29 protein-coding genes are annotated in these 25,976 nt (G+C 70.9%); 3 read left to right on the top strand and 26 right to left on the bottom strand.

Translation table 11 applies throughout. The features are described 5' to 3' along the window. Positions 1–61: 61 nt before the first annotated feature. The 8 genes from F9C12_RS37255 to F9C12_RS37220 all read right to left on the bottom strand — a co-directional run bounded on the left by F9C12_RS37255 (position 62) and on the right by F9C12_RS37220 (position 8,007). Complete coding sequence (locus F9C12_RS37255; protein ID WP_409186422.1) at positions 62–667, bottom strand: response regulator; 606 nt, start codon at positions 665–667, stop codon at positions 62–64. Then, positions 664–1,893 carry a sensor histidine kinase gene (locus F9C12_RS37250; protein WP_409186421.1) on the bottom strand — a complete coding sequence of 410 codons (1,230 nt, stop codon included), beginning with the start codon at positions 1,891–1,893 and terminating at the stop codon, positions 664–666. The genes F9C12_RS37255 and F9C12_RS37250 overlap by 4 nt, the downstream gene beginning before the upstream one ends. 23 nt (positions 1,894–1,916) lie before the next feature. Next, on the bottom strand, positions 1,917–2,657 hold the full coding sequence (locus F9C12_RS37245; RefSeq protein WP_409186420.1) for an ABC transporter permease: 741 nt from the start codon (positions 2,655–2,657) through the stop codon (positions 1,917–1,919). Next, on the bottom strand, positions 2,654–3,583 hold the full coding sequence (locus F9C12_RS37240; RefSeq protein ID WP_409463581.1) for an ABC transporter ATP-binding protein: 930 nt from the start codon (positions 3,581–3,583) through the stop codon (positions 2,654–2,656). Before F9C12_RS37240 ends, F9C12_RS37245 begins: the two co-directional genes overlap by 4 nt. A 151-nt stretch (positions 3,584–3,734) precedes the next feature. Beyond that, positions 3,735–5,123: a glycine--tRNA ligase gene (locus F9C12_RS37235; RefSeq protein WP_409186418.1), complete on the bottom strand. Its 1,389-nt coding sequence runs from the start codon at positions 5,121–5,123 to the stop codon at positions 3,735–3,737. A gap of 85 nt (positions 5,124–5,208) precedes the next feature. Next, entirely contained in the window at positions 5,209–5,877 is a 669-nt protein-coding gene (locus tag F9C12_RS37230) for a class F sortase (RefSeq protein ID WP_409463580.1), read from the bottom strand. 378 nt (positions 5,878–6,255) lie between these two features. Next, entirely contained in the window at positions 6,256–6,894 is a 639-nt protein-coding gene (locus tag F9C12_RS37225; protein WP_409463579.1) for a class F sortase, read from the bottom strand. Positions 6,895–6,897: 3 nt separating this feature from the next. Next, complete coding sequence (locus F9C12_RS37220; RefSeq protein WP_409463578.1) at positions 6,898–8,007, bottom strand: hypothetical protein; 1,110 nt, start codon at positions 8,005–8,007, stop codon at positions 6,898–6,900. Positions 8,008–8,788: 781 nt separating this feature from the next. On the opposite strand from F9C12_RS37220, the gene F9C12_RS37215 reads away from it, so the two are divergent. After that, a complete protein-coding gene (locus F9C12_RS37215; RefSeq protein ID WP_409186943.1) occupies positions 8,789–9,076 on the top strand; it encodes an ArsR/SmtB family transcription factor in 288 nt (95 codons plus the stop codon). A 2-nt stretch (positions 9,077–9,078) separates the two neighbouring features. Next, on the top strand, positions 9,079–9,492 hold the full coding sequence (locus tag F9C12_RS37210) for a Fur family transcriptional regulator (RefSeq protein ID WP_086024912.1): 414 nt from the start codon (positions 9,079–9,081) through the stop codon (positions 9,490–9,492). A gap of 910 nt (positions 9,493–10,402) precedes the next feature. Here F9C12_RS37210 and F9C12_RS37205 read toward each other — a convergent pair. Continuing rightward, positions 10,403–11,146: a TIGR03943 family putative permease subunit gene (locus F9C12_RS37205; RefSeq protein ID WP_409463577.1), complete on the bottom strand. Its 744-nt coding sequence runs from the start codon at positions 11,144–11,146 to the stop codon at positions 10,403–10,405. Beyond that, positions 11,143–12,162 carry a permease gene (locus tag F9C12_RS37200; protein ID WP_409463576.1) on the bottom strand — a complete coding sequence of 340 codons (1,020 nt, stop codon included), beginning with the start codon at positions 12,160–12,162 and terminating at the stop codon, positions 11,143–11,145. Before F9C12_RS37200 ends, F9C12_RS37205 begins: the two co-directional genes overlap by 4 nt. A gap of 589 nt (positions 12,163–12,751) precedes the next feature. Between F9C12_RS37200 and F9C12_RS37195 the strand changes: the two genes are divergently transcribed. After that, positions 12,752–13,063, top strand: a complete 312-nt coding sequence (locus tag F9C12_RS37195) for a hypothetical protein (protein WP_409463575.1) — start codon at positions 12,752–12,754, stop codon at positions 13,061–13,063. 128 nt (positions 13,064–13,191) lie between these two features. On the opposite strand, the gene F9C12_RS37190 is transcribed toward F9C12_RS37195, so the two are convergent. The 16 genes from F9C12_RS37190 to hrcA all read right to left on the bottom strand — a co-directional run bounded on the left by F9C12_RS37190 (position 13,192) and on the right by hrcA (position 25,897). Further along, on the bottom strand, positions 13,192–13,611 hold the full coding sequence (locus F9C12_RS37190) for a YbjN domain-containing protein (RefSeq protein ID WP_409186412.1): 420 nt from the start codon (positions 13,609–13,611) through the stop codon (positions 13,192–13,194). Then, positions 13,608–14,426 (bottom strand): isoprenyl transferase, encoded by an 819-nt coding sequence (locus F9C12_RS37185; protein ID WP_409186411.1) that lies wholly within the window; start codon positions 14,424–14,426, stop codon positions 13,608–13,610. The genes F9C12_RS37190 and F9C12_RS37185 overlap by 4 nt, the downstream gene beginning before the upstream one ends. 26 nt (positions 14,427–14,452) lie before the next feature. Continuing rightward, positions 14,453–15,229 carry a DNA repair protein RecO gene (gene recO / locus F9C12_RS37180; RefSeq protein ID WP_409186410.1) on the bottom strand — a complete coding sequence of 259 codons (777 nt, stop codon included), beginning with the start codon at positions 15,227–15,229 and terminating at the stop codon, positions 14,453–14,455. A 49-nt stretch (positions 15,230–15,278) separates the two neighbouring features. Next, the gene (locus tag F9C12_RS37175) at positions 15,279–15,737 is read right to left on the bottom strand and encodes a CD225/dispanin family protein (RefSeq protein WP_009080946.1); all 459 of its coding nucleotides are present in this window, start codon (positions 15,735–15,737) and stop codon (positions 15,279–15,281) included. Positions 15,738–15,782: 45 nt separating this feature from the next. Continuing rightward, entirely contained in the window at positions 15,783–16,811 is a 1,029-nt protein-coding gene (locus F9C12_RS37170) for an RDD family protein (RefSeq protein ID WP_409463574.1), read from the bottom strand. Positions 16,812–16,985: 174 nt separating this feature from the next. Continuing rightward, positions 16,986–17,441: a DUF2752 domain-containing protein gene (locus F9C12_RS37165; protein ID WP_409186408.1), complete on the bottom strand. Its 456-nt coding sequence runs from the start codon at positions 17,439–17,441 to the stop codon at positions 16,986–16,988. Beyond that, a complete protein-coding gene (locus F9C12_RS37160; protein WP_409186407.1) occupies positions 17,432–17,761 on the bottom strand; it encodes a CD225/dispanin family protein in 330 nt (109 codons plus the stop codon). The genes F9C12_RS37165 and F9C12_RS37160 overlap by 10 nt, the downstream gene beginning before the upstream one ends. Before the next feature lie 76 nt (positions 17,762–17,837). Further along, positions 17,838–18,737, bottom strand: coding sequence for a GTPase Era (gene era, locus F9C12_RS37155; protein ID WP_409463573.1), 900 nt, complete (start codon positions 18,735–18,737; stop codon positions 17,838–17,840). Beyond that, on the bottom strand, positions 18,734–19,072 hold the full coding sequence (locus tag F9C12_RS37150) for a cytidine deaminase (protein WP_409463572.1): 339 nt from the start codon (positions 19,070–19,072) through the stop codon (positions 18,734–18,736). The genes era and F9C12_RS37150 overlap by 4 nt, the downstream gene beginning before the upstream one ends. Further along, positions 19,065–20,390 carry a hemolysin family protein gene (locus F9C12_RS37145; protein ID WP_037813598.1) on the bottom strand — a complete coding sequence of 442 codons (1,326 nt, stop codon included), beginning with the start codon at positions 20,388–20,390 and terminating at the stop codon, positions 19,065–19,067. The genes F9C12_RS37150 and F9C12_RS37145 overlap by 8 nt, the downstream gene beginning before the upstream one ends. A 9-nt stretch (positions 20,391–20,399) precedes the next feature. Further along, positions 20,400–20,951, bottom strand: coding sequence for an rRNA maturation RNase YbeY (ybeY, locus tag F9C12_RS37140; protein WP_409463571.1), 552 nt, complete (start codon positions 20,949–20,951; stop codon positions 20,400–20,402). After that, the gene (locus F9C12_RS37135) at positions 20,948–21,994 is read right to left on the bottom strand and encodes a PhoH family protein (protein WP_409186403.1); all 1,047 of its coding nucleotides are present in this window, start codon (positions 21,992–21,994) and stop codon (positions 20,948–20,950) included. The genes ybeY and F9C12_RS37135 overlap by 4 nt, the downstream gene beginning before the upstream one ends. 93 nt (positions 21,995–22,087) lie before the next feature. Next, entirely contained in the window at positions 22,088–22,465 is a 378-nt protein-coding gene (locus F9C12_RS37130) for a histidine triad nucleotide-binding protein (RefSeq protein ID WP_409463570.1), read from the bottom strand. 447 nt (positions 22,466–22,912) lie between these two features. Beyond that, complete coding sequence (locus F9C12_RS37125; RefSeq protein ID WP_409463569.1) at positions 22,913–23,665, bottom strand: 16S rRNA (uracil(1498)-N(3))-methyltransferase; 753 nt, start codon at positions 23,663–23,665, stop codon at positions 22,913–22,915. A gap of 2 nt (positions 23,666–23,667) precedes the next feature. After that, the gene (gene dnaJ, locus F9C12_RS37120) at positions 23,668–24,831 is read right to left on the bottom strand and encodes a molecular chaperone DnaJ (protein ID WP_037362451.1); all 1,164 of its coding nucleotides are present in this window, start codon (positions 24,829–24,831) and stop codon (positions 23,668–23,670) included. Between the two features lie 40 nt (positions 24,832–24,871). After that, complete coding sequence (gene hrcA / locus F9C12_RS37115) at positions 24,872–25,897, bottom strand: heat-inducible transcriptional repressor HrcA (RefSeq protein WP_409186400.1); 1,026 nt, start codon at positions 25,895–25,897, stop codon at positions 24,872–24,874. Between the last annotated feature and the right edge of the window lie 79 nt (positions 25,898–25,976).

The raw sequence follows: 25,976 nt of genomic DNA, 5'->3' as shown, positions 1-25,976 counted from the left end.
GCCCCGGCACCGGGATCGCGCCTCCGACGGGGCGATCGAGGCGGTCCGCCACTGCGGAAAGCTAGAGCCAGCCGCGTTCCTCCGACAACCGCACCGCCTCCGCCCGCGTGCGCGCACCCGTCTTCCCGATCGCCGACGACAGGTGGTTGCGCACGGTTCCGTCGGACAGGAAAAGGGATTTCGCGATGTCCGCGACCGTGCTGCCGTCCTTGGCCGCGCTGAGCACGTCGCGTTCCCGGGCGGTCAGCGGGCTCGTCCCGGTGGCGAGCGACTCCGCGGCCAGCGCCGGATCGACCACCCGCAGTCCACTGTGGACCCGGCGCACCGCCTCGACGAGCTGTTCCGGCGGCGCGTCCTTCACCACGAACCCGGCCGCGCCCGCGGCCATCGCCCGGGCCAGGTAGCCGGGGCGGCCGAAGGTCGTGCAGATGATCACCCGGCACGCCGGGAGCGCGGTTTTCAGCTCCGCCGCCGCGGTGAGCCCGTCCATGCCGGGCATCTGCACGTCGAGCAGCGCCACGTCCGGCGCCGTTTCCTTGGCCGCGGCCACCACCTCGTCGCCGGCGCCGACCTGGGCCACCACTTCGATGTCGGCTTCCAGGCCGAGCACGGTGGCCAGCGCGCCGCGCACCATCGCCTGGTCGTCGGCCAGCAGCACCCGGATCACGCCAGTCCTCCCGCGGGTTCGGCCCGCACCGCGACGGCGGATCCGCCCGGGCTCGGCTCCGGGACCTCCGCCCGGACGACCCATCCTCCCCCGGGCCGCGCCCGCGTCGTCACCGTGCCCCCGATCGCGGCCAGCCGCTCGGACAATCCCCGCAATCCGTTGCCCGGCACGACCTCCCCCGCGCCGCGGCCGTTGTCCTCGATTTCCAGCCAGTCGCGGCCCAGCCGCACCTTCACCAGTTTCGCGCCGGAATGCCGCAGCACGTTGGTGACCGCCTCGCGCAGCACGTAGCCGAACGTGCTCTGCAACTCCGTCCGGACGTTGTCCACCGCGTGCGGCAGATCGGCCTCGACCTCCGCCGCGCGCAACGCCGCCCGCGCCCCGGCGATCTCCGCGGGCAGCGACACCTCGCGATACTCCGACACCGTCGCCCGCACGTCCGACAGCGCCGAGCGGCTGAGCCCCTCGACCTCGCGGATCTCCTGGACCGCCCGGTCGACGTCGCCGGAGCTTTCCAGCACCCGCCGCGCCAGGCCCGCCTTGACCGTGATCGTGGTGAGGCTGTGCCCGAGCAGATCGTGCAGGTCGCGGGCGACCCGCTCGCGTTCGTTGGCGACCGCGAGCGTCCCGATCTCCTGGTTCGCCAGCTCCAGCCTGCGGATCACCCGGATCAGGTTGGACATGAAGAACAGCGCCGACGTGACCGAAACGACGGTGATGACGTCGGAGAGGTGCTCGGGCAGGTCTCCGCGCAGATGCAGGACCAGCACCAGCAGGCCCAGCGCCGTCCCGTTGAAGATCACCGACCAGGCGGCCGGGAACAGGAAGGCCAGCGTCGCGGTGGCGTAGAGGAGGACGTACGGGCTGGCGTCGGTGATCAGCGCGCACAGCAGGCCCAGCACCAGCATCGCCCCGCCGAACCAGAGCTTCGTCCGGCGGGGTTTGCCGAACACCGCGGGGAACACGGCGTAGCAGGCGCAGTAGGCGTAAATCACCACGCCGAGCAGCACCCGGAGCCACAGCGGCCCGGGGTCCACGAACAGGCCGCGGGTCGCCGGGAGCAGGAACGGCAGCAGGAACCCCACCGCGAAAATCGGCCAGCCGACCTTGTGCGGACCGCGTCCCGGGCGCACCGGCGGATCGTCCCACCAGGACGCCCGGTCGGCGAGCCCGAACCGGTGCTCCGGGGACTCTCCGGTCGTCGCCTCACGGCCGCGTGGCCACACGTCGTTCTTCCCTCCCCGCCCGGTCAAACCCGGGCGCTGTCTTTACGGTATCGCCTGACTACGACAATCCCGAGCGCGAGCGTCCACGCGCCCAGCACGCCGAGCGCGGCCGGCAGGCTCACCAGCAGCTGGTTCGCGACGACCGGGCGGACCAGCCCGAGGACCCAGTAGGTCGGCATGAGCTGCGCGACGTCGTGCATCCAGGACGGCATGCCCTCCAGCGGGATCCAGAGCCCGCCGAGGAAACCCATGCCGAGGGTGACGATCATGCTGATCGGCTGCATCGACTCCGGCGTGCCGAACTGGCCCAGCAGCAGTCCGAGCAGCACGAGCGGAATGGTGCCGAGGAAAATCCCGAGGAAGACCCGCAGCCAGCCCGCCGGGTCGAGGTGCACGCCCTGGGAGAAGGCGGCGATGACCGGCACCAGGATCAGCGCGGGCAGCCCGGCGAGCATCCCGGACAGCGCTTTGCCGCCGAGGTAGCCCGCGCCGGACAGCGGGGTCAGCCGCAGCTGCCGCTGCCAGCCGCCGGCCCGCTCGATCGCGAGCCGGGCGCCGTTGGTGATGGCCGCGGCGAACGTGCCGAACGTCATCATGTTGACCATGAGCACGCCCGCGACCGCGACGTGGTCCGCCGCGGACGGGTTGGTGAACACCGTGGCCTGCAACAGGAACATGAGGACCGGGAAGGCCACGACGAAGATCAGGAACCGCGGCGAGCGGAACAGCCTGCGGGTTTCGACGACCAGGTAGGCGGGATTCATCGGACTGCTTCTTCCGTTTCGTCGGAGGTCAGGGAAAGGAACGCGCCTTCGAGGCCGACCGCGCCGATCTCGATGTCGTGCACGGCCGGGACCGCGGCGAGCAGGGCGCGCAGGGTGGCGTCGGAGTCCGAACTGGACAGTGCGACGCGGTCGCCGCGCAGTTCGAAGGAGGTGACCGCGGGCAGCGTCGAGACCATCTCGTCGCCAACCCCGGGGGGCAGCACCGCGCGAATCGTGCGGCCGCCGGCGAGGGCGCGGACCTCCGCGACCGACCCGTCGGCGACGATCTCCCCGGCCCGCATCAGCACGACCCGGTCGGCGAATTCCTCGGCCTCCTCGAGATAATGGGTCGCGAACAGCACGGTGCGGCCGGTGTCGGTGAACGAGTACATCGACTTCCAGAACTCGCGCCTGCTGCCGACGTCCATCGCCGCGGTCGGCTCGTCCAGCACCAGCAGATCGGGGTCGGACACCAGCGCGACCGCGAATCGCACGCGCTGCTTCTGGCCGCCGGAAAGCTTGTTGGCCCGCCGGTCGGCGATGTCCTCGACGCCCGCGCGGCGCAGCGCGTCCCGCACCGGCATCGGGCGGCGGTGCAGTTTCGCGACGAGACCGACGGTTTCGCGCACGGTCAGGTCGTCCAGCAGCGTGCCGCCCTGCAGCATCGCGCCGATCATCCCCGCGCGCACCGCGTCGGCGGGCTTGCGGCCGAACACCGAAACGGCGCCCTCGTCGGGTTCGGCGAGCCCCAGAATCATGTCGACGGTGGTCGATTTGCCCGCCCCGTTGGGCCCGAGCAGCGCCACCACTTCCCCCGGCGCGATGGTCAGGTCGACCTTCTCGACCGCGCGCACGTCCCCGTACCTCTTGGCGATCCCGCCCAGCCGGATCGCCGCCCCCGCCGCGATTTCCCGTGTGTTGTCCATGGCTTGAAGCGTGCCGCGCCGGGGCGGCCGGGACGCAGGCCGAGCGTCACGACCCGGCCGTGACAGGTGTCAGGGGTCCCTGGCGCCGAAACGCCGGGCGGCCCTCCCCCGAGGTGCGGGAAAGGGCCGTCCGGAAGGGTTCTCGCGCCGGTCAGCAGCCGAGCAGGCGGCCGGCCAGGTACGACTCGACCTGGTCGATCGAGATCCGCTCCTGGCTCATGCTGTCGCGCTCGCGCACCGTCACCGCGTTGTCCTCGAGCGTGTCGAAGTCGACCGTGACGCAGTACGGCGTGCCGATCTCGTCCTGGCGGCGATAGCGGCGGCCGATCGCCTGGGCGTCGTCGAAGTCGACGTTCCAGTGCTTGCGCAGCCGCGCGGCCAGGTCGCGCGCCTTCGGCGACAGGTCGGCGTTGCGGGACAGCGGCAGCACCGCGGCCTTGAACGGCGCGAGCCGCGGGTCGAGGTGCAGCACGGTGCGCTTGTCGGTGCCGCCCTTGGCGTTCGGCACCTCTTCCTCGTCGTACGCGTCGATCAGGAACGCCATCATCGAACGGCCGACGCCCGCGGCAGGCTCGATCACGAACGGCCGGTAGCGCTGGCCCGAGGCCTGGTCGAAGAACGACAGGTCCACGCCCGAGTGGTTCGAGTGCGTGGTCAGGTCGAAGTCCGTGCGGTTGGCGATGCCTTCCAGCTCGCCCCACTCCTGGCCGGCGTTGAAGGAGAACCGGTACTCGATGTCGACGGTGCGCTTCGCGTAGTGCGAGAGCTTTTCCTTCGGGTGCTCGAAGTGGCGCAGGTTCTCGGCCTTGATGCCCAGGTCCTTGTACCAGTCGGTGCGCGCGTCGATCCAGTACTGGTGCCACTGCTCGTCGTCGCCCGGCTCGACGAAGAACTCCATCTCCATCTGCTCGAACTCGCGCGTGCGGAAGATGAAGTTGCCCGGCGTGATCTCGTTGCGGAAGGACTTGCCGACCTGGCCGATGCCGAACGGCGGCTTCTTGCGCGAGGCCTTCTGCACGTTGAGGAAGTTCACGAAGATGCCCTGCGCGGTCTCCGGCCGGAGGTAGTGCAGGCCTTCCTCGGTCTCGACCGGGCCGAGGTGCGTCTTCAGCATCATGTTGAAGTCGCGCGGCTCGGTGTACTTGCCGCGGGTGCCGCAGTTCGGGCACGGCACCTCGGACAGGTCGTCCTCGGTGGTGGTCTTGCCGGTGCGCGCCTCGAAGTCCTCGGCGAGCTGGTCGGCGCGGAACCGCTTGTGGCAGGACAGGCACTCGATCAGCGGGTCGGTGAACACGTTCACGTGGCCCGAGGCGACCCAGACCTGGCGCGGCAGGATCACCGACGAGTCGATGCCGACCACGTCCTCGCGGCCCTGCACGACGGTCTTCCACCACTGGCGCTTGATGTTCTCCTTCAGCTCCACGCCGAGCGGCCCGTAGTCCCACGCCGACCTGGTGCCGCCGTAGATGTCTCCCGACGGGAAGACGAAGCCACGGTGCTTGCACAGACTGACGACGGTTTCGATTTTGTTGGCGGGCACTCCACGCTCCGGACGCATGCGGGGTCGGTTATCGGAAGGTCTAGCGTATCCGGCCGGGTCCCGGGGCCCCCGCGCAGGTCGCAGGTCACGGACGGGTGACCGGAGAGGCCGTCGCGACCCGGTTGTCGTCGTAGCCCTCCTGGCCGCCCACGTAGTCGCCGCCGCACGTGACGAGCACCAGCCGGTGCGGGCCCTCGGGGTCGAAGAGCTTCGCGGATTCGGCGGCGAGGTCCGATTTGTGGATCGTGCGCACCTCGTCGATCTTGTACTCCCACTGCTTGCCCGCGGCGTCGGAGACGGTGACGACCTGGCCGGGCTTCATCCGCCAGAGTTCCTGGAACGGCCCGGACTTGCCCGCCCAGTTGACGTGCCCGGACAGCAGCGTGACGCCCTGGGCGGCCCCGACGCCGGAGCCCCACCAGGCCGCTTCGGCGAGGCTCTTCGGAATCGGCAGCGCGCCGTCCGCGCCGACCTCCTCGGGGATCAGCTTCGCCTGCCCGCCGCCGGGCAGCTTGACGGTCGCCGGGGTCTGGCCCGGATCCGGCTGGGTGTTGCCGGCTTGACTGCTCCCGGCCTGCCCGGCGGTCTGCCCGGCGGTCTGCGCGGTGCCGGCCGGCTGCTGCGGCTGCGCCGAGTTGTCCTTGCCGGTGAAGAAAATCAGCACCGCGGCGACGATCGCCGCCACTGCTACGACGGCGCCTACGACGATCAGTGCGCCGCGCTTGCGTGCTGGTTGGGTCTGTGTCCCCTGCATCGTGCTCCCCTGGTCCGGAGGTTTCTCCGGGGAGACATGCGACCGAGGGTCGATCGGGTTGCACGGAGTTTCGCCGGGGGTCGTTTCCGGGGAGGGGCCGGTCGCTCGGTGGGGTTGTCGCGCGATTCGGTTCGGCCGGTTCGGTGCGGGCTGTTCAGTCTGGCCGGATCAGTCCGACTGGATCAGTCCAGCCGATCCAGTCCAGCCGATTCAGTCCAGCCGATTCAGTCCGGCCCGTTCAACCCCGCCAGACCAGTCCAGCCGATTCAGCCCAGCCCGTTCAGCCCCGCCGGATCAATCCAGCCGGTTCAGCCCGGCCCGTTCAACCCCGCCGGATCAATCCAGCCGATTCAGCCCAGCCCGTTCAGCCCCGCCGGATCAGTCCGGCCGGGAGACCAGGTCCGCGGTGACGATCCGGTTCTCGTCGTAGCCCTCGGTGCCGCCGACGTAGTCGCCGCCGCAGGTGACCAGGACCAGGCGGTGCGGTCCGGTCTGCGCGAACCAGCCGGGGGCCTGCGCGGGGAGCTGTTCCTTCGGGATCGTCGTCGCGCCGGTGACGCGGTAGAGCCAGCGGCCGCCTGAAGCGTCGACGATGCTGACGTTGTCGCCGGTGCGGACGCGCCACAGGTCGTCGAAGGGACCCTTCGTGCCGGCCCAGTTGACGTGGCCGGACAGCACTGCCGCGCCCTGCTTCGCGCCGAGGCGGGCACCCCACCACGCCGCGTCGCCGAGGCCGCGCGGGATCGGCAGGATGCCGTTCTGGGTGATCTCGGTGCGTTTGAGCCGGGCCTCGGAGCCGTCCGGGAGGCGGATGCTGCCGGGGCGCTGCAGGCCGATCGCCTGGCCGTCCGAGGGCAGTTCGGCGGGCGCGCCGTCCTCGCCCGGCAGCGAGCCGAGCGGCGGGTCGGCGACCGCGACCGGGGCCGGGGCGGGCACCCAGGTCAGGACGATCACGCCGGCCGCGATCGCGAGGACGGCGATCACCGCCGACGCGACCGTCAGCACGGTGCGCGGCACGGCCTACTCGCCGCGGCTGCGGACGACTCGCGCCGCACGGCGCCGGCCGAGGACGATCGCGACGGCTCCGAAGAGCAGCCCGCCGCCGAGCAGGCCGAAGCCGAGCGGCAGGCGCACGTCGTCCGACGGCGCGGCGGCCTGCGGGCCGAGGTAGCCGGCCGGGACCTCGGTGGGCACCGACGGCTGCTGCACGGTGCCCCCGCTGCCCGAGCCGTTGCCGGCCGCGGCGACGAAGTTCTTCGGGATCGAGCAGCTGACGCCGCCGAGCACCACGGTGGTCTGCACGTCGCTCAGCTTGGTGTCCTTGGCGTCGCGGGCGTGCGTGGTGATCTCGACGCGCCAGCCCGCCTGCGCGGTGACGTCGCCGGAGCGCCAGCCGTCCTGCTTGATCAGCTGGTCGAAGGCGGAAACGCGGGACAGGACGAGGTCCGAGGTGGTCTTGCCGGGATCGCTCTGCGGCACGCTCGTGGGCGAGCCCATCCTGAGGCCGGTGACGCTGAGCGTCCCGTTGGCGGGCATCGGGACCTGCTTCAGCGCGTCGTCCTCGCCGCGCACCCAGACGCGGGCGGCGGTAGTGGCGCCGGTGGCCTTGCCGGGGCCGGAGCAGTCGACCGAACTGCGCGCGCCTTCGAGGACCAGCATCGTGTTGTCGAGCGCTTTGAGCTTGCCGCGGCTGTTGTCGCGCAGCGCGTAGTTGGTCTCCGCGACGGCGGTGGGCACGTGAGTGGTCTGCAGCGCGGCGACGACCTGGTGGTCGCGGCTCGCGATGCCCGCCGGATACGGGCTGGCCGAGCGGTCGGCGTACTTGCCGAGGTCGATCTCGTAGTTCGGGCCGAAGGTGGTGCGCTCGCCCTGGTCCTTGGGCACCGCTACCCGGTCCGTGCCGAGCTGCGACTGGCCGGGGGTGAGCGGGGACCGCTGGGTCTCGGTGATCAGCGCGCCGCCGTGCTGCGGGTCGGCGCCGAGGCGGACGGAAGCGACATTGGCGAACGACACCGGCCCGGTCTTCTCGTCGACGGCCTGCCCGGCTTGCCCCTGCGCCGCGGCGGCCGGGGCCAGCACGGGCAGTGCCACCAGGGCCGCCACCGCGGCCTTAGTCACGAAACGAGTCATGTCTCCCCACTGCCCTCCGGCAACCCTCGAGCGGTCCGCCACTGTACGAGACGCGACGAAACGCCCCCGCGACAACCTTGCACCGTCCGCCGCGACTTGCGAAGCCGACAAGCCAAATCTTCACGAACTCACCCCATCGGGTCAATCCGGAACGCCGGTCCCCGCACCCCGGCGATCACCGCGCCCGGGGAAGGGAACACTACGATGGCGGCGAAGGTTATCGGCAATGACATCCGGCTTCGGAAACGCCGTCCCCTGGTCGGCGCTGGCCCCGGGGTGCGGCGGGGCGAAGCGGGGCGGGACGGGAGTGGAGGCAGCGATGAGGTCGGCAGCTTCGAGCGCCCTGTCCGCCGGTTCGGGTGCTGGGCCTCTGGGCGAGGTCGCGGCTAGTTCGGCCGGGGCTGGCTCCGCGGCGGCCGCGAACCTCGCGCTGCCCGAGAACGACACCGCAACCACCGATGCGGGCGCAGCAGGTCCGGCCAGCCCGGGTTCCGCGGCGGCCGGGAACGCTGAGGTATCCGTGTTGAACGACGTTCCCGCCACGGCAAGCTCAGCAGGCGCGGCCGAGGCTTCCGCTGCCGCGCGCGTCGCTCCTGCGGTCGCGGACGAGGCGACCGCGAGGGATCCAGCCGCTCCAGGGCGGGCCGAGGACGGCGAGGCTTCCGCTGCCTCGGGCGACGCCGCCGCCGTCGACGGCGGGCAGGCGGAGCCACCCGCGGATCCGCCGCATCCGGTCGGTGCGGGTTCGGCTGGGCGGTCCGGCGGGTCCGGGCCGGCGGTCGTGCCCCCGGGCGTGCTCTCCGACGCGGGCGAACTGCTCCGGGCGCTGGCCGCTCCGGTGCGGATCGCTATCGTGCTCCAGTTGCGGGAGGCGGACCGGTGCGTGCACGAACTCGTGGACGAACTCGACGTCGCCCAGCCGTTGATCAGCCAGCACCTCCGCGTTCTCAAGACCGCGGGCGTGGTCCAGGGCGAGCGGCGCGGACGCGAGGTCGTCTATCGGCTGGTGGACGACCACTTGGCGCACATCGTCGTCGACGCGGTCGCCCACGTGCAGGAAGGGAAGTGACGATGTCCTCGGTCCCCAAACCGGCCCCGGTGCCCGGCCGGCGGTCCACGAAGCAGCGTGCGGCGGTGGTCGACCTGCTCAGCACCGTCGACGACTTCCGCTCGGCCCAGGAGCTGCACGACGAACTCCGCAAACGCGGCGACGGCATCGGCCTGACCACCGTCTACCGGACGCTGCAGTCGCTCTCCGAGGCGGGCGAGATCGACGTGCTGCGCACCGACTCCGGCGAGGCCATCTACCGCCGCTGCTCGTCGCACCACCACCATCACCTCGTGTGCCGCGTGTGCGGCCGCACGGTGGAGGTCGAGGGTCCCGCGGTGGAGCGCTGGGCGGAGAAAATCGCGGCGGACCACGGGTTCACCGACATCAGCCACACCGTGGAGATCACCGGCACCTGCGCCGAGCACGCGAGCTGACCCCTCGTCCGGGTTCCGGCTTGCTCTGTGCGGGCCCGACGCTGTGGCTTGCGGCCATGCAGGGTGCTGAGCCTTGCGGCGGCGAGGCCTCTCCGTGGCTCGCCGGAGACGCACCCTGGGCTGGCACGCCATCGGTTTCGCCGGGAACCGCTGCGCTGGCCGGAGCACCGAGTGCGCAAGGTGCACTGAGCCCTTCGACGGCCTCCTTCGCAACTCGCCGGTGGCTCTCCCCCGGTTTGTCGGCACGCCATCCGCATCGGCAAGGCCAGGCGAACGCTGCCGAATCCACCTCGGAGTCCTCGATGGACCCTGCACCTGGCCGAACCGCTGCCGTTCGCCAGTCGACCGGCGAACCGTCCGCTTCGACGTGGCCGGGCGAAGGCCACGCGCCGGTTCGGGCCTCCCCAGGCTGACCGAGTCCCGGGCGGGGCCGGTTCGGTGGCCGACTGCCGAGCCATGTGCGGGCTGCTCCGCGAGGGGACCGGCACGGTCGAGCGGGCGAACTGGCTCGGTTCAGCTGGGCCGCCGTTGGGAACAAGGCCGTGTTCACCAGGACCCGCGCTGGAGGCGGCGGAGCACGCAGGTCTGTTGGGGACGTAAGCCGACTCGGTATCCGGCGGCGGAACCGTTCCGGGGCTGGCCGGAGATGAAGGGTTCGCCAGGGGCGCGCTTTGGGCAAGCGGAGCCGCTGCGAGGCCTTCGGGCCGCAGGTTTCGCAACTCTGAGCAACTCGGACTGATCGCGGTCAGGGTTCGGTCGCGGGCCTGTTCAAGCGGCGGGCTTGAGCGAGCACGGCGAAGCGGAACCGCTGCGAGAGTCAGTCGACGGAACTCAGGTGCACCGGGCGGGTGAAGGCGGCGGTCCGCGTTCCGAGACGGTCCCGGCGGGCGAGTCGGCGGCGGCGTGCCTTTCAGTATTCATACGGATCCTTCGGTGTGGTGATCCGTTCGACGGTCACCGGGACTAGGTCCGGCGTGTAGCTGTTGGCCTCGGTCGCGGTGCCCGGGACGATCTGGCCTGCGACGCGCAGCCAGGTGTCGCTCGGGAAACGGTCAGCAGCACCGCCTTTGAGGTGCACCGTGACCGGGGCCGCGTCGGCGGCGCAGCAGCTGATCACCAAGCGGGCCAACAAAGTTTGGCCTCCGGTGTGGACTACGAAGCCGGAGAGCTCGACGGTGCGGCCGTTCAGGGTTCCGTTGGCATCCCAGCCCGCGCGCGTGACGACCTCGTTCATCGCCATCGGGACTACTGCTCCGGCGGGGAGCGGCGGGAACGCTGCTGCCGACGTTGTTGCGGCACTGGCGGGCAGGCGTGCTTCGGTGCGGGTGACCGAATCCGCGCCGAGTGCGGGCGGGGCTACCAGGAAGACCGCCAGCACCGGGACCACCAGCAGCCAGGCTGAGCGCGCGGGGTGATGGTGGTGGCCGTGCGCGTCTGGATGTCCGGGGTCGGGAGCGGCTTTTGCAGCGGCGCGCGCGGTTGCGATGTCGCGGATGATGGCTGTCGCGCCTAGCAGCAGCATCACCGCGCCGCCGGCGATGATCCAGGGTTGCTGGGCTGGTTTTACGTAGCGCAGGTAGTCGCCGTTGAGTGCGATCTTCACGAGAGCGCCGCCTAGGAGGATCAGCAGCACGTTTTGGGTTTCGCGCCTCATTGGACACCTCCGAGGAAAATCACGCCCGCTACGGAGCCGCAGGCGATCGCTACTACGAAGGTGACTGGAGCGAATCGCGCGGCGAAGGAACGGCCGAATGTGCCGGTCTGCAGGGCGAAAAGCTTGACGTCGACGGCTGGGCCGACCACCAGGAATACCAGTTTCGGCAGCAAGGGCACGGCGGTGAGGGAAGCGGCGACGAACGCGTCGGCTTCGCTGCACAGCGCGAGGACTACGGCCAGGACCGCCATCACCACTACGCCGACGATGATCTGTCCGGACAACACTTCGAACCACTTCGCGGGCACGAGAACGTTGAGCGAAGCGGAAATCAGCGCACCGAGGACCAGGAATCCGCCGGCCTCCACGAGATCGGTGCGGGCGGTTTCGGCGAATACGCGCCATCGGTGTCCCGGCTGGACGTCGGGCAACCGGCGGAGCGCGCGCTCGGTAATCCAGGAGAGTTTGCCCCAGCGGGCCCAGATCCAGCCCATCGCCATCGCGGTGGCGAGCGAGCCGGCGAACCGGGCGAACACCATTTCCGGACGGCCCGGGAACGCGACCGCGGTGGCCACCAGCACGACCGGGTTCACCGCGGGCGCGGCGAGCAGGAAGGTGAGCGCGGCGGCGGGCGCGACGCCCTGGCCGATCAACCGCCGTGCCACGGGGACCGACGCACATTCGCAGCCGGGCAGCGCGACTCCGGCCAGCCCGGCGACGCCGACCGCGGCCGGCGCTTTCTTCGGCAGCACCCGTTCCAGCGCGCGGGCGGGCACGAAGGCGGCGATCGCACCGCTTATCAGCACGCCGAGCACGAGGAACGGCAGCGCCTGCACGCACACCGCGACGAACACGGTGGATCCGGTGCGCAGCGCGGGCACGTCGAAGAGGTCCTGGAGCTTGCTCTGCGCGAGGACGGCGACCAGCAGCACGGCACACAGGATCTCGATGGAGCTGATCCGGAACCGCCGCGTGCGGGGACGCTCCTCGGCGGCGTTGTTGGAAAGGGTTTCCACGAAGGCGATGATGCCAGCCGGGTCCGACAGAACCCAGCCGCCGGTGTCGCGAGGGGACCCCTCGTGCCGGTTTTGCGGGAATGTCACCCGATTGGGAGGGAGGAAGGGGCGGAATCGGGCGGGCATGGGGGCGCGAGGTGGGTTGGTTGGGCGGAGGAGGGTGGCGGCGGGCCAGGGAACCGGGCTGAGTCGGGCGGGGGATCTGGCGCGAGCAAACCGGGCCGGTGACGGGGGGCCGCGGCGAGGGGAGGCGGCGAACCGGAAAGGCGAGGTGGGTGCTGAGCGGGAATAGCCGCTGGGAGCGGTGAAGCCAGCGACGAGGGGCTCGCGGTGAAGCAGGCGGCGGACCAGAAAGACGAGTGTGCCTCGACCAGACGCATCCACCGCGAGCGGCAGAACCGGCGACGAGCGATCCGCGACGGAACGCGGCGAACCAGAAAACGGAGCGCACTCCCAGCGGGAACAACTACCGGGAGTAGCAAAGCCAGCAGCAAGCCATCCGCAGCCAAACGGGCAGCAAACTAGAAAGACGGGCGCGCCGCGAGCAGAGGGCATCGACCGGAGCGGCAGAACCGGCAACGAGCGATCCGTGGCGAAGCGGGCGGCGAACCAGGAACTGCCGCGCACACCGAACAGGAACAACCGCCGGGAGCGGCACAGCCAGCAACAGGAGATCCGATGCCAAGCCAGAAAGATGCGCACCCGGAACTGGGGCATCCATCGTGAACGGCAGAACCGGCAACGAGTGATCCGCGACGGAAACGAGGCGCACACCGAACAGCCGCACCGGCAAGAGTTCCGTAGCGAAACAAGCAGCCGGAAACACAAGCAGGGCCCGGCCGGAGAACAGCGAAGCCAGCAGCAGGACGTACGAAGCCAAACAGCAGGCACCGCAGCCTAAGCGAGCAGCGGACCCGCTCAGCATCGGAAAGTCAGCGAATCCCGGAAGGGATCGGCGGCTAAGTCACGAAGGTCCGATCCCCTAGGAAGCAGCCCAACAACGAACAACTCAGCCAGCACCAGGCAGGCTCAAGCCTCCACACCAGGCAACTCAGCCCGCAGCTGCGAAGCAGTGGATACCACCAGCATCAGCAACGTCCCCAGCGGCGAAGGGTCCATCCCCTCCGCCGGGAAGGCGTACCTCAGTGTCACGTCCATTCCGCGGTCCGTGTGGCCGACGCCCAGCGTTCCGAACAAACCCTGCCCTGCTCGTTCGGCGACCGCGACTGCCAGGGCCGGGTCGTCGGGGAGGTCCCAGGCCACTACGCAGGTCAGGCTGAGCACCGTCAGGCCGTCGGCGAGGCGGGTTGCCTGGACGACGCACGGGACGTCCGCGTGGGAGAACGTGATCGCGCCGTCGTCGTCGACGTGGACTTCCAGGTAGCGTTCCAGCGCTTCGCGGGCGCGGGCGAGCAGTGCGCCGGTCTCGGCGGCTTCCGCGGTGCTCATTTCGTGCTCCCTGCCTGGTCCACCGCGCCGCCGAACCGGCGGTCGCGCTTGGCGAAGTCGAGGCACGCCTGCCACAGGTGCGTCCGGTCGAAGTCCGGGAACAGCGTGTCCTGGTACACCATCTCGGCGTAAGCCGACTGCCACAGCAGGAAGTTCGACGTCCGCTGTTCGCCGGACGGCCGGAGGAACAGGTCCACGTCCGGCATTTCCGGCTGGTACAGGTACTTCGCGACGGTGCGCTCGTCGATCTTGTCCGGATTGATCTTCCCGGCCGCGACGTCCTGGCCGATCCGGCGCATCGCGTCGCCCAGTTCGGCGCGGCCGCCGTAGTTGACGCACATCGTCATGTTGAGCTTCGTGTTGTTCTTCGTTTTCTCTTCCGCGATCTGCAGTTCCTTGATCACGCTCGCCCACAGCTTCGGCCGCCGCCCGGCCCAGCGGATGCGCACGCCGATCGAGCCGAGGTAGTCGACCTGGCGGCGGATCGTGTCGCGGTTGAAGCCCATGAGGAACCGGACTTCCTCGGGGCTGCGCTTCCAGTTCTCCGTCGAGAACGCGTACACCGAAAGCCATTTCACGCCGATTTCGACCGCGCCGCTCGCGACGTCGATCATCACGGCCTCGCCGCGTTTGTGGCCCTCGATCCGCGGCAGGCCGCGCTGGTTGGCCCAGCGGCCGTTGCCGTCCATGACGAGCGCGACGTGCTTCGGCACCAGGTCCGGCGGGATCTCCGGCGGTTTCGCGCCCGAGGGATGCGGGTCCGGCGCCCGCAGCTCGTACCCGGTCGAGCGGGTCTCCCGTCCCCTGCGCAGCACTCGCGGCCTCCTGAAGAATGGATTTCCTACCCGGCCGACCCTACTGGGCCTCCCCCGGCGGCCTCCCGGGCACGCCGCTCCACGAGCGGAAGCGACCGCAGCTGCCGTTCCAGATGCCACTGCAGATGCGCCGCGACCAGGCCGGACGCGTCCCGGCGGGTGATCCCCGGCGCCGATTCCGCGACCGCCCACTCCCCCTGCAGCAGCGCGTCCAGCAGGGTCAGCACCTCCGGCGCGGGATGCACCGAGCCGGCGATGCGGCAGTCCGGGCACATCGAGCCGCCCGCGGCGACGTTGAACGCGGCGTGCGGGCCGGGCAGGCCGCAGCGGGCGCATTCGGTGATCGCCGGGGCCCAGCCTGCGTAGGCCATGGCCCGGAGGAAGAACGCGTCGAGCACCAGCGACGCGTCCCGCTGTCCGCCGGCCAGCGCCCGCAGCGCGCCCACGACCAGCAGGTACAGCTTCAGGACCGGTTCGCCCTCTTCGGCCGAGAGCCGGTCCGCGGTTTCCGCGATCGCCGACGCCGCGGTGTAGCGCTGGTAGTCGGCCACCAGCGGCAGGGCGAACGCGTCGACGGTCTCGACCTGGGTGATGACGTCGAGCGACCGGCCGGGATAGAACTGCACGTCCACGTGCCCGAACGGCTCCAGCCGCGCCCCGAACCGCGACGACGTGCGCCGCACGCCCTTCGCGACGGCCCGGACCTTGCCGTGCCGCCTCGTGAGCAGGGTGACGATCCGGTCGGCCTCGCCCAGCTTGTGCGTGCGCAGCACCACCCCGGTGTCGCGGTAGAGGTTCACCACCCCGACATCGTCGCACTTGCCCGTCGATGCCGGGGCGGGACACCCTGGTTCAGCAGTAGCTGCCGGTGCAGTAGTAGCTGTGCACCTCGGACGCGGCCGCGAGGCTGACGATGAACACGATGATCCCGATGACCCAGCCGAGCGCCCCGAGGATGGTGGCGATGAGGCACAGCGTCTTCGTCGTCTGCGACGCCTGCTGGGCCATCGCGTAGTTGCCCTGCATCTTGTACGACTGGACCTCGTTCGACTTCATGATCGCGAAGATCGCGAGGATCCACATCAGGAAGATGCAGCCGATCGCCCAGCCCTTGTAGTCCTTGATGGAGTTCAGGTCGCCGCCGGGCGCGCCGCCGAAGGCGGGCTGGCCGTACGGAGCGGGCTGGCCGTAGGGCTGCTGCGGGTACGGCTGCGCCGGCGTCGCACCGGACTGCGGGTACGGCTGCTGGCCGTAGGGCTGCTGCGGCTGGCCGCCGTAGGGCTGCTGGGGCTGGCCGTAGGGATTGGTCATCTGGGTTCCCCCGAGTTCCTCGTACTTACCGTGATCCGGTGCGGATCAGGACTGGGCCGGACCGGACTTCGGCGTTTCCGGCGTGATCATCTGCGTCGCTTCCGGCTCGCCGGCCGGCTGCACGACCTGGGTGCGCTCGGCGTGGCCGGACGCTTCGGACGGTGGCGGGGGCGCGGGCGGGCGCACGACCTGGGTCGGCTCCGGCTCGTCGAACGGCGCGGGGCCCGGCTGCGGCTGGTTCGGCTGGCCGAATGCCTGCTGCGGCGGCGTTCCGGGGACCGGCGGCTGGCCGAATCCCGGCTGCGGGGCCGCGAATCCCTGCGGCGCGGCGGGAAATCCGGCGTTCGGCGACGGCTGCCCGGGGAATCCGCCCGGGACGGGCTGGCCGAATCCCGGCTGCGGCGCGAGGCCCGGCTGGCCGAACCCGCCGGGCTGAGCGGGCTGGCCCCATCCGCCGGGCTGGCCGGGAAATCCGGCTGCCGGACCCGGCTGGCCGAACCCGCCCGGTTGCCCGGGGAATCCGCCCGGCTGCCCGAAACCGCCGGGCTGGGCGAACCCGCCGCCCGGCGCGGCGGCGGGCTCGGCGGGCACCACGACGGTGCCGAGGATCTTGTCCGAGAACGTCTGCGCCTTGTCGTCCCACAGCGGCCACAGGAAACCGAGCGCGAAGGCCATGCTGTCGAGCGCGTGCGCGAGGTCTCGGACGAACGCCATGCCGGCCCCGATCGGCTCGCCGGTGGCTTCGCTGACGAGCTTGAGGCCGACGATCCGCTTGCCCAGCGACTGGCCGGTGTTGCCGCCGTTGATCCAGCGGTTGAAAACCGTCCAGGCGAGAGTGCCGAGAACCGCGAGGAGATAGACGATCGTGCCCGCGGCGCCGGAGACCAGCGACACGAGCACGGCGAGCAGAAGCCCGGCGAGCAAAGGGGCGAAGTCGATGAGGTAGGCCCCGGCGCGCTGGCCCCAGTCCGCGTAGACCCGGGCGGGACCGTACGGCTGGGGGTATCCCGGCGGCGCGCCGAACGACGGTCCGCCTGGGGGCGGGCCGCCGGGCTGGCCGTAGGGATAGGTCATCGGGTGTCCCCCTCGTCGCGCATGCTGGGCCTGGCCGGGTCCGCCGCGGACACGCCAGTGCGCGGGAGCGTACCTCGTCCGGCGAGGCGGGGACGAGCAGGTGTCCGCATCGGGCCACGCGTTCGACGCGACGGCCCGCGGACCGGTTCCGGCGACGGCGAAAACGCGGCCAGCTCAGACGGACAGGCCGGTGAACGGCGCGAACGGAAGGTTGCGCGCCGCGAACCACAAGACGAACACGACCGCGACGACGTGCGGCGTCCAGCGCCAGTGCAGCCACGACCGCATCGCCCGGCCGCGCAGCCGTCCGAGCGTCCACGCGAGACCGCTCCACGCGAAGAGCGCGGCGAACACCAGAGCCACCGCGTTGTAGTGCAGTGCCGCGGGAAAATCGCCGTGCAGCACGCTGTAGGCCATCCGGAGCCCGCCGCAGCCGGGGCAGTCGATCCCGAAAAGCAGCTTCGTCGGGCACACCGGGAGCCAGCCGCCGGGGGTGGTCGGATCGCCGAGCCACACCGCGACGCACGCGAGGCCGATTCCGCCCGCCGCGGCCGCCGGGCCGGCGAGAGCCCTTGCCACCGCACGGGTTCCGCGCGCCGGCTGTCCGGTGTAGACGGTGCTCAGTGCCACCAAAGCACTCTTCCGGCGACCGCCACCACGATGAGCGCGACGATCACGTACAGCCCGATCAGGATGGCGACGCTGAGCGCCGACCACATCGCCCACTTGCGCGCCTCGTCCGCCGCGCGGTGCGCTTCGGCCGCGTATCCCTGGTACCACAACGTGTTCACCTGGCTGGCCTTGACGATCGCGACGATCCCCAGCGGCAGGCAGCAGAACACCGTCGCCAGGATCGCCCACACCAGGTTGCTGTCCGGCGGCGGCGGGTACTGCGGCGGGTAGCCGTACGACGGAGGGTACGGGCCCTGCGGCGGATACGGGCCGGTCATGCGGTCCCCCTGGACAAATCGGGTGCGGTCCGGCCTGACGCTACCCGCCCGCGCCGCCGGGCACGATCACAACCGGTCAAAAACCCAGCCGGCGCAGCTGCTTCGGGTCCCGCTGCCAGTCCTTGGCGACCTTGATGTGCAGGTCGAGATAGACCTTCGTGCCCAGCAGCCGTTCGATGTGCTTGCGCGCGGTCGCGCCGACTTCGCGCAGCCGTTCGCCCTTGTGCCCGAGGATGATCCCCTTCTGGCTGGGGCGTTCCACGTACAGCAGCGCGTGGATGTCGATGAGGTCGTCGCGGTCCTCGCGCGGGAGCATTTCCTCGACGGTCACCGCGATCGAGTGCGGCAGTTCGTCGCGGACGCCTTCGAGCGCGGCTTCGCGGATCAGCTCGGCGACGAGGGTCTGCTCGGGCTCGTCGGTGAGCTCGCCGCCCGGGTACAGCTGCGGTCCCTCGGGCAGCCGCTGCACCAGCAGGTCGGCGACTGTCTGCACCTGGAAACCGTCCACCGCGGACACTGGCACGAGGTCGGCGAACTCCATCACCTCTTGCAGCGCGACCAGCTGCTCGGCGACCTGCTCCGGCTTCACCAGGTCGGTCTTGGTGACGACGCCGATCACCGGGGTGCGGCGGGCGATCTTCTTCAGCTCGGCGGCGATGAACCGGTCGCCGGGGCCGATTTTCTCGTTGGCGGGCACGCAGAACCCGACGACGTCCACTTCGGACCAGGTCTCGTGCACGACGTCGTTGAGCCGCTGGCCGAGCAGCGTGCGCGGCCGGTGCAGGCCGGGTGTGTCGATGATCACCAGCTGCGCGTCGTCGCGGTGCACGATGCCGCGGATGGCGTGCCGGGTGGTCTGCGGTTTGCTGGAGGTGATCGCGACCTTCGTGCCAACGAGCGCGTTCGTCAGCGTCGATTTGCCCGCGTTGGGGCGGCCGACGAAGCAAGCGAAACCGGAACGGTGCGGTTCGGTCACGGCCGCAGCACCTCGACCACGGCACCGGACGGGTCGGCGCGGACGATCGGCGCCAGCTTCGCCACGTCGCGGACCGCGTGCACGGACGCCTCGGCGACCAGCGCGTCCGCGGTGACCACGGCGGCGGCTTCCAGTCCTTCGGCACCGCTGGACAGCGCGGCGGCGACGGCCGCTTGCAGCGCGGTGAGCTTGAACGACGGCTGGTCGACCGTGGTCGCGGCGTAGGTGCGGCCGTCGGTGTCGCGGACCGCGGCGCCTTCGTCCGCGCCGGTGCGGGCGCGGGCCGAACGGGCCAGCGTGACCAGCTTCTGGTCCTCGGCGTCGAGGTCAGGCATGTTCGACTCTCCTGTCGTGCTCTTCGGGCTGGGGCGGGCGGGTGCGCGGGCGCGCCGACGACGGCCGGACGACCACGGACGTGATGCGCATCCGGCCGCGGCGGTCCTTGCCCCCTTCGGCGAACAGCCGAAGACCGGCGACCTCGGCTTCGGCCCCCGGCAGCGGGACCCTACCCAGTCGCTCGGCGAGCAGCCCGCCGACGGTCTCCACGTCGTGGTCTTCGAGGTCGATGCCGAACAGTTCGCCGAGGTCGTCGACGCCGAGCCGGGACGACACGCGGACCGAACCGTCCTCGAGCTCCTCGACCTCGGGGCGTTCGTCGGCGTCGGATTCGTCGGTGATCTCGCCGACGATCTCCTCGAGGATGTCCTCGATGGTGAGCAGGCCGGCGGTGCCGCCGTACTCGTCCACGGCGATCGCCATGTGGTTGTGCGTGCGCTGCATTTCCTTGAGCAGCTCGTCGAGGCGTTTGGAGTCGGGCACGAAGCTCGCCGGGTTCATCACCGCGCCGACGACCGTGCTCGGCCCGTCCGGGCCCATGTACTCGGGCATCAGGTCCTTGATGTTGACCACGCCGACGATGTCGTCCACCGAATCGTCGATCACCGGGACGCGGGTGAAACCGGTGCGCAGCGCGAGCGCGAGGGCCTGGCGCACGGTTTTGGTGCGTTCGATCCACACGATTTCGGTGCGCGGCACCATGACCTCGCGGGCGACGGTGTCGCCGAGTTCGAACACCGAGTGGATCATCTCGCGTTCGGAGTCCTCGACGACGCCGCGTTCCTGGGCGAGGTCGACCAGTTCGCGCAGTTCGACCTCGGAGGTGAACGGGCCTTCGCGGAAGCCGCGGCCGGGGGTGATCGCGTTGCCGAGCACGATCAGCAGCCGCGACAGCGGGCCGAGGACGGTGCCGAGGGCGCGGACCGGTCCGGCGACGATCGTGCCGACGCGGTACGGGTGCTGGCGGCCGATGGTGCGCGGGCCGACGCCGATGAGGACGTAGCTGACCACGACCATGACGACCGCGGACACCAGGATGGCGAGCCACAGCCGGTCGAACCAGGCGACGAAGGACACGGTGACCAGCACCGTGGCGGTGAGTTCGCAGGCGAGCCGCAGCAGGAGCAGCAGGTTGATGTGCCTGCGGCGTTCGGCGACGACCGCGGCGAGCTGGCGGGCGCCGACGCGGCCGTTGCGGACGAGGCCGTCGACGCGGGCTTGCGACACCGTGCCGACCGCGGCGTCCGCGGCCGCGAACACGCCCGCGAGCAGCACCAGCGTCACCGCGATGACGACCTGCGCCGGGGGGTTTCCCATCGTCGGAGCCTAGGGCGTTTCCCCGGGCCGCGGCGCGTCCAGCCCGGCGATGCCGAGGACGCGGTCGTCGACGTCGCGTTGCGCGTCGCGGGCCTGGTGCGCGGCGACCGCGGCCTGGAATTCGCCGAGGATCCGCTTCTGCAGCCCGAACATCTCGCGTTCCTCGGCGGGTTCGGCGTGGTCGTAGCCGAGCAGGTGCAGGCAGCCGTGGACGGTGAGCAGGTGCAGTTCGTCGATCAGCCGGTGGCCCGCGGTTTTCGCCTGGTCTTTCGCGAAGGCCGGGCAGAGCACGATGTCGCCGAGCAGCGCCGGGGACGCGTCGGGCGCGTCGGGGCGGCGGGAGGAGTCGAACTCGTCCATCGGGAAGGCCATCACGTCGGTGGGCCCGGGCAGGTCCATCCAGCGTTCGTGGAGGTCTTCCATCACCTCGAGGGTGACGCACAGGATGGACAGCTCGGCGAGCGGGCTGACCTCCATTTTCTCGAGCGTGTAGCGCGCGGCGGAGACGATGGACGCCTCGTCGACGTCGACGCCGGATTCGTTGGCGATCTCGATGCTCATCGGCGGGTGCCTTTCCAGCCGCCGGCCTGCTGCTCTTGCGCGTCCTGCACGGCCTGCCACTTCTCGTACGCGTCGACGATGTCGCCGACCAGTTTGTGCCGGACCACGTCCTGGCTGGTGAGCTCGGCGAAGTGCAGGTCCTCGACGCCGCCGAGGATGTCGCGCACGACGCGGAGCCCGCTGCGCTGCCCGCCGGGGAGGTCGATCTGGGTGATGTCGCCGGTGACGACGATCTTCGCGCCGAACCCGAGGCGGGTGAGGAACATCTTCATCTGCTCGGGCGTGGTGTTCTGGGCCTCGTCGAGAATGATGAAGGCGTCGTTCAGCGTTCGGCCGCGCATGTAGGCCAGCGGTGCGATTTCGATCGTCCCCGCCTGCATGAGCCGCGGAATCGACTCCGGTTCGACCATGTCGTGCAGCGCGTCGTAGAGCGGCCGCAGGTACGGGTCGATCTTCTCGTTCAAGGTGCCCGGCAGGTATCCGAGCCGCTCGCCCGCCTCGACCGCCGGACGCGTCAGCACGATCCGCGTGACCTGCTTGGCCTGCAACGCCTGCACGGCCTTGGCCATCGCGAGGTACGTCTTGCCGGTGCCCGCGGGCCCGATGCCGAAGACGATCGTGTGCTTGTCGATCGCGTCCACGTACCGCTTCTGGTTCAGCGTCTTGGGCCGGATGGTCTTGCCGCGCCGCGACACGATGTTGAGGCTCAGCACTTCCGCGGGCGAGCCGTCGCCGCTGGACAGCATTCCCACCGTGCGCCGCACCGTGTCCGGTCCGACCTGCTGTCCGCCGCCGGCGAGCTGCACCAGTTCGGTGAACACCCGCTCCGCGAACGCCACGTCCGCCGGGGTGCCGGTCAGCGTGACCTCGTTGCCGCGCACGTGCACGTCGGCAGCGAGCAGCTCCTCGGCCACCCGCAAGTTCTCGTCCCGGGACCCCAGCAGGCTCAGCTGAGCCGCCTCCGGGATCGGGAATCGAACCTGTGCCTCGGCCGACACCCGATTGTCGCCTCGGGCGGCTCCGCCCGTCTCAGTTCCGGCCACGTGGCCTCGGTCCTGCTTTCTGCGCACTTCGCAAGTCGACGTACAGGGACCCTTGAATGCTACTTGCCCTGCTCCCTGCCCCGCAGCCCGGTTTCAGTGCACTCCGGCCTGCGGCCGCCCGAACATCCCGAGCTGCTCGCCGCCGAGGACGTGGGCGTGCACGTGAAACACCGTCTGCCCGGCGTCGGCATCGGTGTTGAACACCACCCGGTACCCGCTCTCCGCGATCCCCTCGAGCTCAGCGACCTTCCGCGCAGCCACCAACACCCGACTCAACAACTGCGGATCCCCCTCCGCCAGCTCCCCCACGTTCCGATACCTCTTCCGCGGCACCACCAGCACATGCACCCGAGCCTGCGGATTGATGTCCCGGAACGCGAACGTGGCGTCGTCCTGATACACCACGTCCGCCGGAATCTCCCCAGCAATAATCCGCTCGAACAACGTCTCCGCCGCACCCGCATCGCTCATGACAACACCCTACAAAGGGCAACCACCCCCACCACACCCAACAACCCCGCGCACCAACGCAACCACCGAACGACACGCACCCGACGCGCGCACCCAAGGCAACCAACGAACGACACGCAACCACCGCACCGTGGGGGTCCGGGGGGCTCGGCCCCCCGGGAGTAATGGCGGAACCAGCGGGGGCGAAGTATCGCGCCAGCGATACGAAGACGCCGCGGCGCGGTGGAGCCTGGGGGTCGCTCCACCGCCGCCGCGGCTCCGCCGGACCGAGGGGGGAGGTGCCCGGCGGGGCATGGGTTCGCGTACTCAAGGGTAATGCCCGCCCGCGGGCGGGCTGAAACCCTTGTGTTCGCACGTTGCGAAGCAGAGTAGCTGGCGGGGGTGCGGCGCGCCATCACCTGGTGCGGATGTTTAGGGGTTCTGCCGGGTTTTGCGGGTTTCCGGCGGTCAGTGCCAGCGGCCGGTGAGGACGCCCAGTGCGCCTAGTGCAACGGCGGCCGCCGTGGAGGTGCGCAGCACGGTCGGGCCGAGGCGGACCGTGGTGGCTCCGGCGTCTTCGAGGAGCGCGAGTTCCTCGTCGGTGATGCCGCCTTCGGGGCCGACGACGAGGAGGATGTCGCCGCCGTCGGGGAGGTCGAGGTCGGCGAGTTTGCTGGTGACGCCGGATTCGAGGACGAGCGTCGCGGACATCGTGGCGGCGAGGTGCGCGAGTTCGCGCGTGCCGACGGGTTCGGCGACGGCGGGCACGTGGGCGCGGCGGGCTTGTTTCGCGGCCGAGCGGGCGGTGGCGCGCCAGCGGGCGAGGGCTTTTTCGCCGCGGGGCCCGTCGTCCCAGCGGGCGACGCTGCGGGCGGCGCGCCAGGGCACGATCGCGTCCGCGCCGGCTTCGGTGGCGAGTTCGACGGCCAGTTCGCCGCGGTCGCCTTTGGCGAGCGCCTGGGCGACGTGCACGCGCAGCGCGGGCGGTTCTTCGTGCCAGCGCTCGAGAACGGTCAGGGCGACCGAGGCCGCCCGGCCCGTTTCGACGGCGTCCACGGCGCAGCGGGCCATCGCGCCGGCGCCGTCGGAGAGCACGAGCTGCTCCCCCACGCGCAGCCGGCGCACGGTGGCCGCGTGCCGGGCTTCCTCGCCGTCGAGCAGCGCCCGGCCTTCGGCGGGCACCTCGGAGGCGAGGAAGACCGGCAGTGTGGTTTCCGGCACAGTCAGCGGTTCTTCGCGCGCAGCTTGGAGAACAGGCCGCCGTGCTTGCTGCCGTTGGCGGCGAGCGTCGGGACTTCTTCGCCGCGCTGCTGGGCCAGGTCGACGAGCAGGTCGCGCTGGGCCTCGTCGAGTTTGGTCGGCACCACGACGTCGATGTGCACGTGCAGGTCGCCGCGGCCGTCGACGCGGCCGGACGAGCGCAGCCGCGGCATGCCCTTGCCGGTGAGCACCAGTTCGGTGTTGGGCTGGGTGCCGGGTTCGATGTCGAGTTCGTAGTCGCCGTCGACCAGGGTGGCGATCGGGACGGTCGCGCCGAGCGCCGCGGTGGTCATCGGGATGCGGAAGTTGCAGTGCAGGTCGTTGCCCTCGCGGACGAACACCTCGTGCGGGGCCTCGTCGATCTCGACGTAGAGGTCGCCCGCCGGGCCGCCGCCGGGGCCGACCTCGCCCTGTCCGGACAGCCGGATCCGCATGCCGTCGCCGACGCCGGGCGGGATCTTCGCGGTGACGCCGCGCCGCGACCGGATCCGGCCGTCGCCGCCGCACTGGCGGCACGGGTCGGGGATGACCTCGCCGAAGCCGCGGCACACCGGGCACGGCCGGGCGGTGACGACCTGGCCGAGGAACGACCGCTGCACGGACTGGACCTCGCCGGCCCCGCCGCAGGTGTCGCAGGTCTTGGTGCTCGTGCCCTCGGCGGTGCCCGCGCCGCGGCACAGGTCGCAGACGATCGCGGTGTCGACGGTGATCTCGCGGTCGACGCCGGTCGCGCACTCCTCGAGGGTGAGGCCGAGCCGGATCAGCGCGTCGGAGCCGGGCTGCACGCGGCTGCGCGGCCCGCGGCCCCGTCCGCCGCCCCCGCCCGCGGCGCCGAAGAAGGCGTCCATGATGTCGCCGAGCCCGCCGAAGCCGGCGAACGGGTCGCCGCCCCCGCCGCCGCGGCCGCCGGGGTCCATCGGGTCGCCGCCGAGGTCGACGATCTTGCGCTTCTGCGGATCGGAGAGCACCTCGTACGCGGTGGTCACCTCGCCGAAGCGGTGCTGGGCGTCCTCCGACGGGTTCACGTCGGGGTGCAGCTCGCGGGCCAGCTTGCGGTACGCGCGCTTGATCTCCTGATCGCTCGCGTTCTTGGCCACCCCGAGGATCCCGTAGTAGTCCCTCGCCACGTTGCTCTGCCTTCTCCTTCGTTTCCGCCCCCGCCGCCGGTCAGCGGCCGGACAGGATCTGCCCCACGTAGTTGGCGACCGCGCGGACCGCCGCGATCGTGCCGGGATAGTCCATCCTGGTCGGCCCGACGACGCCCATGCCCCCGAGCAGCATGTCGTCCCGGCCGTAGCCGATCGACACGACCGAGGTGCTGCGCATCTGCTCGTCCTCATTTTCCTCGCCGATGAGCACGGTGACCGCACCGGGGTTGCGGGCCGCGGCGAGCAGCTTCAGCACCACCACCTGTTCCTCGAGCGCTTCGAGCACCTGGCGCAGCGACCCGGGGAAGTCCGCGACGTTGCGGGTGAGGTTCCCGGTGCCGCCGAGCACGATCCGCTCCTCCGGGTGCTCGACCAGCGATTCGACCAGTGTGGTGCAGATCCGGGTGAGGTGGTCGCGCAGGTCCGGCGGGGCGGCTTCGGGCAGCTCGGCCACGTTCGCCGCGGCGTCGGACAGCCGCCGCCCGGCGAGCGCGCCGTTGAGCACGGTGCGCAGCCGCAGCACGGTCTCCTCGGTGACCACGTCGCCGAGGTCGACGGTGCGCTGGTCGACCCGGCCGGAGTCGGTGATCAGCACGAGCATGAGCCGCGCCGGCGTGAGCGGCACCACTTCGAGGTGCCGCGCCACGGTGTTGGTGAGCATCGGGTACTGCACCACCGCGACCTGCCGGGTGAGCTGCGCGAGCAGCCGGACCGACCGGCGCAGCACGTCGTCGAGGTCGGTGCCGGAGTCGAGGAAGCTGGTGATCGCCCGGCGTTCGGCCGCCGACAGCGGCTTGATCTCCGAAAGCCGGTCGACGAACAGCCGGTACCCCTTGTCGGTCGGGATCCGCCCGGCGCTGGTGTGCGGCTGGGCGATGTACCCCTCTTCCTCCAGGGCGGCCATGTCGTTGCGGACAGTGGCGCTGGAAACGCCGAGGTTGTGCCGCTCGACGATCGTCTTCGAGCCGACTGGCTCCTGATTGGCCACATAGTCGGCGACGATCGCGCGCAGTACCTCGAAGCGACGCTCCTCCGTGTTCGCCACCGGCACCTCCTTCGCGGTCCTCCTGCTCCTCACAACGAGTTTACGGACCCGGCGGTGCCCGGCGCCCGCTCCGGTCCCG

Source organism: Amycolatopsis sp. GA6-003 (assembly GCF_046267895.1).
GTDB lineage: Bacteria > Actinomycetota > Actinomycetes > Mycobacteriales > Pseudonocardiaceae > Amycolatopsis.
The sequence above is the reverse complement of the archived record's forward strand: the minus strand, read 5'-3'. Positions and strand labels throughout refer to the sequence as shown.